The following is an 11505-nucleotide window of genomic DNA, read 5'->3' as shown; positions in this document are numbered from 1 at the left end:
CAGGAAGTCCTGCAGCGCAAGAGAGTTCATCACCGTGCCGAGCATGCCCATGTAGTCGGAGCGGGCGCGGTCGAGGCCGCGCTGCTGCAGTTCCGCGCCGCGGAAGAAGTTGCCGCCGCCGATGACCACAGCCACCTCCACCCCGGAGCGGACGACCTCGGCGATCTCCTCGGCCACGGTCGTCACCACGTCCGGGTCGAGACCGACCTTGCCCCCGCCGAACATCTCCCCGCCGAGCTTAAGCAGCACCCGACGGAAACCGGGACGTTCCTGGGCGTGTTCGGACATGGTTCTCCTCGGATCGAGCGGTGGATCGGCCCTTTCATCCTGCCTCATCCGACCCCGTGGAACCGAGACGGGGGCGCGAGTGTCCGATCGGCCCGGATATCGAGCCGCCGACGCGCCTCGACCCCGCCGGCGAGCGCCGACGGGGTCGAGGAAACGAGAGATCTAGCTGGCGCCGACCTCGAAACGCACGAAGCGCGAGACGGTGGCGCCGGCCTCGTCGAGCAGCGCCTTGACGGTCTTCTTCGAGTCCGTCACCGAGGCCTGCTCGAGCAGCACGACGTCCTTGAAGAAGCCGTTGAGACGGCCCTCGACGATCTTCGGCAGGGCGGCCTCCGGCTTGCCCTCGTTCTTGGCGGTCTCCTCCGCGATGCGGCGCTCGTTCTCGACCGTGTCGGCCGGGACCTCGTCGCGGGTGAGGTACTTCGCCTTCAGCGCGGCGACCTGCATCGCGGCGGCGCGGGCGGCCTCGGCGGCGGCGTCGCCCTCGCCGGAGTACTCGACGAGCACGCCGACGGCCGGCGGCAGGTCGGACGCACGCTTGTGCAGGTACACGGCGACGGGGCCGTCGAACACGGCGAGGCGGCGCAGTTCGAGCTTCTCGCCGATCTTGGCGGAGAGCTCCTGCACCAGGGTGTCGACGGTCTTGCCGTCCACCTCGACAGCCTTGAGGGCCTCGAGGTCGGCGGGCTTGGCCTCGGCCGCAGCGGTGACGATCTTCTCGGCGAGAGCCTGGAACTCGTCGTTCTTGGCGACGAAGTCGGTCTCGGAGTTGAGCTCGATGAGCACGCCGTTCTTCGCGGCGACCAGGCCCTCGGCGGTGGAGCGCTCGGCGCGCTTGCCCACGTCCTTGGCGCCCTTGATGCGCAGCTGCTCGACGGCCTTGTCGAAGTCGCCGTCGTTGTCGGCGAGCGCGTTCTTGCACGCCAGCATTCCGGAGCCGGTGAGCTCACGCAGACGCTTGACGTCGGCGGCGGTGTAGTTCGCCATGGGAAGCGAGCCTCCTGTGTCTGTTGTGCGCGATGGGTGCTCGCGCGGGAGTTTCCTCTGATGCGGCTCGGTCGCGTGCGTGTGCACTGATGCGGCGCGGTCGCGTGCGACGGCCCCGACCATGATCTCAGGATCTACCGGTCGGGGCCGCGCATCGGATCAGGCTTCGGCGGAGGGCGCCGCGTCGGCGGCGGGGGCCTCGGCCTCGGCGGCCGGAGCCTCGGCCTCGGCGGCGGGGGTGGCCTGCGCGAGCAGCTCCTGCTCCCACTCGGCGAGCGGCTCGCCGGCACCGGACTCCGGCTTGGCGTCCTTGTCGGCGCTCTGGCCGGCACGGGCCTGCACGCCCTCGGCGACGGCGGAGGCGACGACCTTGGTCAGCAGCGCGGCCGACCGGATCGCGTCGTCGTTGCCCGGGATCGGGTAGTCGACGACGTCGGGATCGCAGTTGGTGTCGAGGATCGCAACGACTGGGATGTTCAGCTTGCGGGCCTCGCCGACGGCGATGTGCTCCTTGTTGGTGTCGACGACCCAGATCGCCGACGGCACCTTGGCCATGTCGCGGATGCCGCCGAGGGTGCGCTCGAGCTTGGTCTTCTCACGCGTGAGCATGAGAATCTCCTTCTTGGTGCGACCCTCGAAGCCACCGGTCTGCTCCATCGACTCCAGCTCCTTCAGGCGCTGCAGGCGCTTGTGGACGGTGGAGAAGTTGGTGAGCATGCCGCCGAGCCAGCGCTGGTTCACGTAGGGCATCCCGACCCGGGTGGCCTCTTCCGCGATGGACTCCTGCGCCTGCTTCTTGGTGCCGACGAACAGCACGGTGCCACCGTGGGCGACCGTCTCCTTGATGAACTCGTACGCCTTGTCGATGTACGTCAGGGTCTGCTGCAGGTCGATGATGTAGATGCCGTTGCGGTCGGTGAAGATGAACCGCTTCATCTTCGGGTTCCAGCGACGGGTCTGGTGGCCGAAGTGGGCGCCGCTGTCGAGCAGCTGCTTCATTGTTACGACAGCCATGGCTGTTCTCTCTTTCGGTTCGGTTGCCGCGGGAGATCGGGTGATCCCCGCCCTGGCGTCCGCATGCCCGTCGGACCCTTGCGGGACCGGCCGACGGCCATTTTCCGATGGCGCCCGGCACACCGGGCGGCGATCAGCGCGCGGACGCGCGAAGTCGATCTGCGAACACAGACCGCTCGAACAGTGTACGGCCTTGCCCCGCGGGAACCACAACTGCCTGATCAGCAGGCCGGTTCGGCCGATCTGTGGATGGATCGGGTGGTTGTCCACAATGTCGACGAGGCCCTGTCGCACGCCGGCGCCGCCCGGCACGCTGGGCGGATGAAGATCGCCGGGATCGCCGTCCTGACCGCGCTCACCGCGCTCGCGGGTTCGGTTCCCGCCGCGGCCGCCCCGCGCGAGTTCGGCTGGCCGCTGCATCCACGGCCGACCGTGGCCCGCCCCTTCGACGGTCCCGAGCACGACTGGCTTCCCGGACACCGCGGCGCCGACCTCACCGGCCGGCCCGGTCAGCCGGTGCTCGCCGCCGGCGCCGGGGTGGTGGTGTTCGCCGGGACCGTCGCCGGCAAACCCGTCGTCTCGGTGGCGCACGCCGGCGGGCTGCGCACCACCTACGAGCCGGTGACCGCGACGGTGACGGCCGGCCGGCGCGTGGAACGGGGTGATCCGCTCGGCACCCTCGAACCGGGCCACGAGGGCTGCCGCGCCCCGGCCTGCCTGCACTGGGGTCTGCGCCGGGACCGCGACGACTACCTCGACCCCCTGCCGCTCGTGCGGTCGGTGATCCGTCTCCAGCCGGTTTCCCGTAGGCCGCGGCTCCGCTACGCGCGACGGCCGATCAGGTCGCGGCTCCGCTCCGCTACGCGCGACGGACCATCAGGTCGCGGCTCCGCTCCGCTACGCGCGACGGACCATCAGGTCGCGGCTCCGCTCCGCTACGCGCGACGGCCCATCCGGTCGCCGCTCCGCTCCGCTACGCGCGACGGCCGGCGGCGTGACGCCCCGACACCGTCGCGAAGTCGTCGGCGACCATGGCGGCGAGCTCGAGGAAGGCCCGTCGGGTGGCCGGGCGGAGCAGGCCGAGGTCGATCTCGGCCCCCTCGGCGAGGTGCTCGTCGAACGGCACCACCTGCACGGCCCGGCACCGCGCGAGGAAGTGGCCCGTCACAGCCTCCATGTCGATGTTGGTGGCCCCGGGCCGGGCGGCGCTGATCACCACGACGGTGCGTTCGACGAGCGCCCCGAACCCGTGGTGCTGCAGCCAGTCGAGGGTCGCCGCGGCGCTCCGGGCGCCGTCGATCGCCGGGGACGCGACCAGCACAAGGGCGTGGGCGAGGGCGAGCACACCACGCATGGCCGAATGCATGATGCCCGTGCCGCAATCGGTGAGGACGACGTTGTAGTACACCCGCAGGATGTCCACGACCCGGCGGTAGTCGTCCTCGCTGAACGCCTCCGACACGGCCGGGTCGCGTTCACTCGCAAGCACCTCGAGGCGGCTCGGTGCCTGGGAAGTGTGCGCGCGGACATCGGAGTAGCGGGAGATCCGCGGGGCCGCGGCGAGCAGGTCGCGCACCGTGGACTCGGTCTGCTGCGGCACCCGCTGTGCGAGCGTGCCGAAGTCGGGATTCGCGTCCACCGCGATCACGCAGTCGCCCCGCAACGAGGCGAACGTGGCGCCGAGCCCGACGGTGGTCGTCGTCTTTCCGACACCGCCCTTGAGGGAGAGCACGGCGATCCGATAGTCGCCGCTGATCGGCTGCCGGACCCGGTCGACGAGCTCGCGCCTGTGTGCCTCGTCGGCCGATTCGCCGGGCGCGAGGATTCCCCCGGTGAGCCGATGCACGCCGCGCCGCCAGCCGGTCACCGGGGTGCGACGGGACCGCCGGACGAGCGCACCGGAGGTCAGGTCCAGGTTCGACGGCCGCGGCTCCGACGCGTCGAGCTCCGACGAGACCCCTCGGGACGACGCGGATCTTGTCGAACAACGCTGCCCCGCATCATCTTCCGACATCTGCGGGGGCACCTCGTCGGGTTCCGAGCCGGACTCCGGCGAAGCCGGCACGGGCTCGGCGGGGCGACGCCCCGCCGGATCACTCGGCGGCACGGCCTCTTCCGGACCCTCGGCGGCTACCGGCCCGGTGACCGCGGCTTCGGCTACCGGTGGTTCGGCGACCACCGGTTCCGTCGCCGCCGGATCGGTCGTCGCCGGCTCGGTCGTCGCCGCCTCGGGAATCGCGGGTTCGACGACCGGCGATTCGGGCACGGAGTCGGGACGGCGTCGTGGTGGCACGCCGAACGGAATCGACGGCACCGGAGCCGGGAGGCGAACGGGCTCGGCAGCCGCCGGCGGCTGCACGGGCGGCTCGGCCTCGACGGGCCCCCCGACCGTCCGGTCACTCCCCCGTCGCCTGCCCCGGCGACCGGTCGGCGCCGGGTCGGGCGCCGGCTCGTCCCGAAGCCAGGCCGGCAGAGCGTGCGTCGACTCGTCGTATGCCACTGATCCCCCCGGATTGCACAGCAGATGCGGCGGCGACCGTACCAAACCGCGCCGCGGCCGTCGCCGCGTACAGGTCACGCCCGCGGATGCGCCTGTTCGTGTGCCGCACGCAGCCGTGCTACCGAGACGTGGGTGTAGAGCTGGGTCGTCGCCAGGCTCGAGTGCCCCAGCAGCTCCTGCACCACCCGCAGGTCGGCGCCCCCCTCGAGCAGGTGTGTTGCGGCGCTGTGCCGCAGCCCGTGCGGCGCGAGATCCGGCGCGCCGGGGACGGCGGCCACGGTCTCGTGGACCACGGTACGGACCTGGCGCGGGCCCAGCCGACCGCCGCGTTTGCCGAGCAGCAGGGCGGGCCCCGAATCCGGGCGCGCGAGGGCGGGCCGCCCGGTGCGCAGCCACGCGTCGAGCGCGGCGGCCGCGGGCGCCCCGTACGGCACGGTCCGTTCCCTGTTGCCCTTGCCGACCACGCGCAGCGCCCTGCGCTCGGTGTCGACGTCGTCGACGTCGAGTCCGCACAGCTCACCGACCCGGATACCCGTCGCATACAGCAGTTCCAGCACGAGCCGATCCCGCAGTGCCACCGGCTCCATCTCGCGCGCACCGGCTTCCGCAGCGGTCATCACCTCCCAGGCCTGGTCGGCACGCAGCACCGGCGGGAGAGTGCGATGGGTGCGGGCCGATGCCAGCCGCGCCGCGGGATCGTGGTCGAGCCGGCCCGTGCGAGCCAGCCACGCGCAGAAGGTGCGGGCGGACGAGGTGCGCCGCGCCAGGGTCGTGCGGGCGGCGCCACTCGTCACCTGGCCGGCGAGCCAGGAGCGGAGCACCTCGAGAGTGAGGTCGGCGATCCGCGCATCCGGGTGGCCGGCCTCGAGGTGAGCGAGGAGGGTGCGGATGTCGGTGGTGTACGCGCGGATCGTGTGGGCCGACCGGCCGCCCTGCAGGTCGAGGTGCTCGACGAACTCCTCGAGGTGCACGGCGAGGGGCGGCGGCAGCGCGGTGTCCATGGCCGTCACCGTGCGCCGTGGGCACCGCCCACGCAACCGAACACGCCGACCGAGGGCACACTAAGGTTAGTTCGTGAGTAAAACGATTCCGTTGCCGATGCTGTTCGGACTGGCATTGCTCTCCGCCACCGCGCCTCTGGCCACCGACATGTATCTGCCCGGACTGCCGGTCATGTCGGAGAGCCTCGGCACCAGCACGGTCGGTATCCAGCTCACTCTCACCACGTTCATGGCCGGCCTGGGTGTCGGGCAGCTGATCGTGGGCCCGCTCTCCGACGGGTGGGGCCGGCGCCGCCTGCTGCTGGCGGGCACCGTCGTCCTGGCCCTGAGCAGCGCCCTGTGCGCGACGGCACCGACGGTGGAGGTGCTCATCGCGGCCCGGTTGATCCAGGGCTTCAGCGGCGGCACAGGAATCGTGCTGGCGCGCGCGGTGATCGCGGACCGCGCCCGCGGCAACGAGGCCGCCCGCCTGTTCAGCGTCATGATGATCATCGGCGGTGTGGCACCGATCGTCGCGCCCCTGCTGGGCGGCGTCCTCCTGGGGCCCATCGGCTGGCGCGGCATCTTCTGGGTCCTGACGGGCCTGGCCGTGCTGATGATCGTCGCGGTGCTCACGGTCGTCCCGGAGACCCTGCCGCCCGAGCGACGCCACAGCGGGGGCCTGGCGATGCTCGCCCGCAACTTCGGCACGGTGATCGGCAACCGACGGTTCGTGGGCTATGCCGCGACGTTCGCGCTCGGCTTCGGCGCGATGTTCTCGTACATCTCCGCGTCACCGTTCGTGGTCCAGGAGGTCCTGGGCATGACGCCGGGACAGTTCTCCCTGATCTTCGCCGCCAACTCGGTGGGCCTCGTCGCAGGCAACATCGTCAACACCCGGCTCATCGGCCGCTTCGAGGTGCGGGACCTGTTGCGCTACGGCGTGACCCAGATGCTGACCGCCGGGGTGCTGCTGGTGCTCGCCGTCCTGGTGGCCGACACGAACCGCTGGTTGGTGCTGCCGCTGCTGTTCCTCGTCGTCTCCAGCCTGGGCTTCGTCATGGGCAACGCGACGGCGCTGGCGCAGGGGCAGGTACCGAAGGCCGCGGGCACCGGTTCCGCGGTCATGGGCGCGTCCCAGTTCGGCCTGGCCGCCCTGGTGTCGCCGCTGGTCGGGCTCGGCGGGGAGGACACCGCGCTGCCGATGGCGCTGGCGATAGCGATCTCGGCCGCGCTCTCCATGACCGCGCTGCTCACCCTCACCCGCGAGCGCGCCTGAGCACCGTCACCGCGCCTCGACCGTCGCGAGTTCGCGCTTCCACTCCCGGAAGCCCTCCTCGCTGCGGCCGCGCCGCCAGTACCCGGAGATCGACGCGCGTGCCGCCGGAACCCCGCGGGTCTTGCGGATGTACGGCCGCAGGTGGTGCATGACGGTCTCCGCCTCGCCGTGGATGAACACGTGCGGATCTCCCGGAAGCCACTCGGCGCCGGTCACCGCGGCGACGAGCGGCGCGTTCGCGCCGGAGAGGTCCGGCCCGACGGCCCCGGCACCGGAGCCGCGGTGCAGCCAGGTGACCTCGACGCCGGGGGGCGCCGCGAGGTCGATCGCGTCGGCGGCGTCGGTGACCTCGAGGAACACCCGGCCCACTGCGTCCGGCGCCAGCGCCTCGAGCGCCGCAGCGACGGCCGGTATCGCGGTGTCGTCACCGGCGAGCAGGTGCCAGTCGGCCTCCGGATCGGGCCGGTAGGCGCCGCCCGGCCCGCGGACCACGACGGTCTGCCCCGGCCGGACGGATGCCGCCCAGGGTCCGGCGACACCGTGATCGCCGTGGACGACGAAGTCGATCGCGATCTGCCTGGACCGCGGGTTCACTGCTCGCACCGTGTAGGTGCGCAGGACCGTCTCGCCGCCCGCCTCCAGTTCGAGTTTGACGTACGAGTCGGTGTACGGGCCGGGTTCGAACTCGTCGAATCCGGGACCGCCGAAGTGGACCCGCACCAGGTGCGGGGTCAGGCGTTCGCTGCCCATCACCGTCAGGGTTGTCGATCGCGGGGTCTTCGGGGCCACACCCACCTCCATATTTGCTCAGGCTTACCTAACCAGGGCAGCCTACGCGTGCGGTCCGGCCGCAGCCACAGCACCGCCTCGCCGTGGCACCACCGGGATCGCCCGATCCGCCGAAATCGCGACGGAATTCCGCCATCGTTGCGGTATGCGAGAAACGATGAACACCGTCACGTCGCAGTACCTGACCAGCCTGGTCGGCGCCCTCGAGGACACGGACCGGCGGCGCGAAACGATCGGCGCACAGCTGGCCGAACTCGAGTACGTCCTGCTCCAGACCGGAGAGACCGAGCTCGCGGCCCAGGTGACGAAGGTACTCGGCGACAGGTACTACAAGCCGATCCTGTCCAAGGCCGAGGAGCTGCGCGGGCACGAGCAGTCCTGACCGTCACACGCTGCGCGCCCAGCCGGCCCCCTCCCGCTGCACGTGTCCCTCCAGCTCGAGCAGCGGCAACGCCGCCCGCACCCGCTCCACGAGCAGCCCCGACGCCTCCGACAGCTGCTGCACCGACACCGCCCCCACCGCCGGCAGGGCCTCGTACACGGACGCCATGTCGCCCGAGAGCCCGTCGAGCGCACGCGCCCACCGCCCGTCGCCGTCGTCGCTCACGCCCATCGGGCCGATCTCCTCGACGACTTCGCGGGCGGTGCCCACCAGCCGCGCCTCCTGCTCCCGGATCATCCGATGACAGCCCTGCGACGCCGCCGACGTCACAGGCCCCGGCACCGCCAGCACCGGACGCCCCAGCCGCCGCCCCCACGCCGCCGTGTTCCGCGCCCCGCTGCGCCACCCCGCCTCCACCACCAGCACACCTCCGCCGAGCGCGGCGACCAGCCGATTGCGGGCCAGGAACCGGAACCGCGCCGGCACCGTCCCGGGCGGATACTCGCTGACCACCGCCCCGTGCTCGGCGATCTGCCGCAGCAACCCGGTGTGCGCCGCCGGATACGCCCGGTCCACCCCGCACGCGAGCACCGCCATCGTCGCGCCGCCGACCCCCAGCGCCGCCCGATGCGCCGCGGCATCGACCCCGAAAGCCGCCCCCGACAGCACCGCCCACCCGTCCATCGCCAGGTCCCCGGCGATCTCCGCGGTCACGTTCTCCCCGTAGCCGCTCGCCGCACGCGTGCCGACCACGGCGACGGACCGCTCGACCAGCTCGTCGATGCGCCGCCGACCCACCACCCACAGCGCCACCGGCGCCGCATCGGTGTCCGCGCCGTCGAGGCCGTCGAACGCCAGCAACTGCCACGCCGGCCACTCCGCGTCGTCCGGCGTCACCAACCGTCCACCCAGCCGCGCGACGAGCTCGAGATCCTGCGCCGCCGAGTCGAGATGGGCACGTGCGAGGGTGCGACGGCGTAACGCGCCGCCGATCGAGCCGTCGCGCACGGCCTCGGCGACCGCCTCCGGGCCGTCCGCCTCGATCGCAGCATTCAGCATCCGCGACGCACCCTGGGCGACCGTCGACAGGTACGCCCACGCCAGCCGGCGCGGCTCCGCCGCGCTCACGCCGTCCCCCGATCCCGGAAATCCAGCGCCGCCGCCACCTGCACCTCACCCGGTGCGTCCAGTTCGGCCAGGTCCGCCAACGTCCAGGCGACGCGCAACGCCCGATCGGCCCCGCGGGCGGTGATCGCGCCCTTCCGCAGCGCCCATTCGACCGGCTTGAGCGCCGCGGCGGGCAGGCGGAACTTCTGCCGGAGTGCAGGGCCGGGCACCTCGGCGTTGGTGCTCCAGCCGTGGACCCCCCACCGCTCGGCCGCCGCGGCCCGGGCGCGGACCACTCGGGCGCGGACGTCCTCGGTGCTCTCCCCCGCCTCCCCCATGAGGGCGCCGGTGGCCACCGTCTCCATCCGGACCCGCAGGTCCACCCGGTCCAGCAGCGGACCCGACAGCCTGCCCAGGTAGCGACGTCGGGCGGTGGGCGGGCACACGCAGTCGGCGTCGCGCGGCGGGGCACACGGGCACGGATTGGCGGCGAGGATCAGCTGGAACCGCGCCGGATAGCGCGCGACGCCGTCGCGGCGGGCGATCCGCACCTCGCCGTCCTCGAGCGGGGTCCGCAGCGCCTCGAGCGCCTTGGTGCCCATCTCGGCGACCTCGTCGAGGAACAGCACGCCCCGGTGTGCACGGCTGACCGCGCCGGGTTTGGCCATGCCGCCGCCCCCACCGACGAGCGAGCTGACCGAGGCGGTGTGGTGTGGAGCGATGAACGGCGGGTCGGTGACGAGCGGCCGGTCCGCCGACAGGGTTCCGGCGACGGAGTGGATCGCGGTCACCTCGAGCGCCTGTTCCTCCGTCAGCGCCGGCAGCACGCCGGGAAGCCGCTGGGCGAGCATCGTCTTCCCGATTCCGGGTGGGCCGATGAGCATCAGGTGGTGCGCGCCGGCGGCGGCGATCTCGATGGCCCGTCGCGCCTCGTGCTGACCGACCACCTCGCTCATGTCCGCCCGCCCCGGCCGCTCCCCCACCGGCCGGGGACCGGGCCGCTCGAGGGGGCCGTCTCCGCGCAGCCACAGCACCACCTCGGTGAGGGTGTCCGCCCCGTAGATGTCGATGCCGTCGACCAGCCCGGCCTCGGACATCGTGGAGGCCGGGACCACCACCCGCTCCCACCCGGCGCGTTTGGCGGACAGCACCGCCGGCAGTACCCCGCGCACCGACCGCACCCGGCCGTCGAGCGCCAGCTCTCCGAGCAGAACCGTCCGCGAAACACCCTCGGGCGGAATCGACTTGGCGGCGTTGAGCACCGCACACGCGAGGGCGAGGTCGTACACGCTGCCCACCTTCGGCAGCGTCGCCGGCGACAGGGCCAGCACCACCCGCGAATCCGGCCATTCACCACCGGAATTCGTCACCGCCGCGCGCACCCGATCCCGGGACTCCTGCAGCGCGGTGTCGGGCAGGCCCACCATCTTCACTCCCGGCAGGCCGCGGCCGATGTCGGCCTCGACTTCCACGACCTGCCCGTCCACCCCCGTGACGGCCACCGAGTACGCCTTCCCCAGCGCCATCACAGCACCTGCCGCCGGTGGGTGATCAAGGGTTCGCCCCGCTGTGGGAGCAGCACCGTGACCACGTCGACCCGCACCCGCCGCCACCGTTGCTGCCGGCCGGACAACCACAACACGGCCAGTCGGCGGATCCGGTCCGCCTTCACCGCGGTCACCGCCTCGGCGGGCGTGCCGTATCCGAGGCCGGTGCGGGTCTTGACCTCCACGAACACCACCGTGTCGCCGTCCTCGGCGATCAGATCGAGTTCCCCGTACCGGCTGCGCCAGTTGCGCGCGAGCACCACCATGCCCGCCGACTCGAGAAACTCGGCCGCCAGGTCCTCCCCCAGCGCCCCCACCTGCTGATTGCGTCCCATCCCCGTCCCTCCCTGTGTGGCGACCACTGTGCGCCACGCGAAGGTCCTCCGCGGTCCGCACCGGGCCGGATCACGAAATCTGTGGATGAACTCGCCGGGTGTGGACAACTTCGGCCGACGCGGAGGAGGCCCGGAACGGCACGTGGCCGAATGTCACACCGCTTCGATCAGGGCTGACTCAGGTGGTCCATGCGACACGCTCCCTGACCAGGGGAGATGTCAGTGGGTCGAGCAGCACGAGAGGCGAAGAAGGCTAGGTTCTTCGCCATGCGCATGACGAAGGTGTCGATCGCCAAG

General features: G+C 72.2%; 11 protein-coding genes and 1 pseudogene. 3 read left to right on the top strand and 9 right to left on the bottom strand.

The features are described 5' to 3' along the window. From AIIKEEIJ_RS07205 to rpsB, 3 genes are all read right to left on the bottom strand, one after another. On the bottom strand, nt 1-288 hold a 288-nt coding region (locus AIIKEEIJ_RS07205), incomplete at its 3' end, for an amino acid kinase family protein (RefSeq protein ID WP_161995302.1). A 162-nt stretch (nt 289-450) separates the two neighbouring features. Continuing rightward, nucleotides 451-1275, bottom strand: a complete 825-nt coding sequence (gene tsf, locus AIIKEEIJ_RS07200) for a translation elongation factor Ts (RefSeq protein WP_006937446.1) — start codon at nt 1273-1275, stop codon at nt 451-453. A 159-nt stretch (nt 1276-1434) separates the two neighbouring features. Further along, entirely contained in the window at nt 1435-2289 is an 855-nt protein-coding gene (rpsB, locus tag AIIKEEIJ_RS07195; protein ID WP_161995301.1) for a 30S ribosomal protein S2, read from the bottom strand. Between the two features lie 321 nt (nt 2290-2610). Between rpsB and AIIKEEIJ_RS07190 the strand changes: the two are divergent. Next, nucleotides 2611-3093: pseudogene (locus tag AIIKEEIJ_RS07190) on the top strand (M23 family metallopeptidase); the annotation flags it as partial. Between the two features lie 169 nt (nt 3094-3262). On the opposite strand, the gene AIIKEEIJ_RS32900 reads toward AIIKEEIJ_RS07190, so the two are convergent. Continuing rightward, nucleotides 3263-4648 carry a nucleotide-binding protein gene (locus tag AIIKEEIJ_RS32900; RefSeq protein ID WP_161995300.1) on the bottom strand — a complete coding sequence of 462 codons (1386 nt, stop codon included), beginning with the start codon at nt 4646-4648 and terminating at the stop codon, nt 3263-3265. A 215-nt stretch (nt 4649-4863) separates the two neighbouring features. After that, nucleotides 4864-5790: a tyrosine-type recombinase/integrase gene (locus AIIKEEIJ_RS07180; protein WP_161995299.1), complete on the bottom strand. Its 927-nt coding sequence runs from the start codon at nt 5788-5790 to the stop codon at nt 4864-4866. Between the two features lie 97 nt (nt 5791-5887). On the opposite strand from AIIKEEIJ_RS07180, the gene AIIKEEIJ_RS07175 reads away from it, so the two are divergent. Further along, nucleotides 5888-7048: a multidrug effflux MFS transporter gene (locus AIIKEEIJ_RS07175; protein ID WP_029543234.1), complete on the top strand. Its 1161-nt coding sequence runs from the start codon at nt 5888-5890 to the stop codon at nt 7046-7048. 6 nt (nt 7049-7054) lie between these two features. On the opposite strand, the gene AIIKEEIJ_RS07170 is transcribed toward AIIKEEIJ_RS07175, so the two are convergent. After that, complete coding sequence (locus AIIKEEIJ_RS07170) at nt 7055-7849, bottom strand: SIP domain-containing protein (RefSeq protein ID WP_161995298.1); 795 nt, start codon at nt 7847-7849, stop codon at nt 7055-7057. Between the two features lie 133 nt (nt 7850-7982). On the opposite strand from AIIKEEIJ_RS07170, the gene AIIKEEIJ_RS07165 reads away from it, so the two are divergent. Then, nucleotides 7983-8219 (top strand): hypothetical protein, encoded by a 237-nt coding sequence (locus AIIKEEIJ_RS07165; RefSeq protein WP_231385896.1) that lies wholly within the window; start codon nt 7983-7985, stop codon nt 8217-8219. Nucleotides 8220-8222: 3 nt separating this feature from the next. On the opposite strand, the gene dprA is transcribed toward AIIKEEIJ_RS07165, so the two are convergent. The 3 genes from dprA to AIIKEEIJ_RS07150 are packed head-to-tail and all read right to left on the bottom strand — an operon-like array spanning nt 8223 to nt 11208. Continuing rightward, the gene (dprA, locus tag AIIKEEIJ_RS07160; RefSeq protein WP_161995297.1) at nt 8223-9347 is read right to left on the bottom strand and encodes a DNA-processing protein DprA; all 1125 of its coding nucleotides are present in this window, start codon (nt 9345-9347) and stop codon (nt 8223-8225) included. Further along, entirely contained in the window at nt 9344-10852 is a 1509-nt protein-coding gene (locus tag AIIKEEIJ_RS07155) for a YifB family Mg chelatase-like AAA ATPase (protein WP_161995296.1), read from the bottom strand. Before AIIKEEIJ_RS07155 ends, dprA begins: the two co-directional genes overlap by 4 nt. After that, nucleotides 10852-11208: a YraN family protein gene (locus AIIKEEIJ_RS07150; protein WP_161995295.1), complete on the bottom strand. Its 357-nt coding sequence runs from the start codon at nt 11206-11208 to the stop codon at nt 10852-10854. Before AIIKEEIJ_RS07150 ends, AIIKEEIJ_RS07155 begins: the two co-directional genes overlap by 1 nt. Nucleotides 11209-11505: the final 297 nt, after the last annotated feature.

The sequence above is a fragment of the Rhodococcus sp. YH1 genome (genome assembly GCF_009939605.1).
GTDB lineage: Bacteria > Actinomycetota > Actinomycetes > Mycobacteriales > Mycobacteriaceae > Rhodococcus > Rhodococcus aetherivorans.
This window is presented reverse-complemented; position numbering and strand designations above follow the sequence as displayed.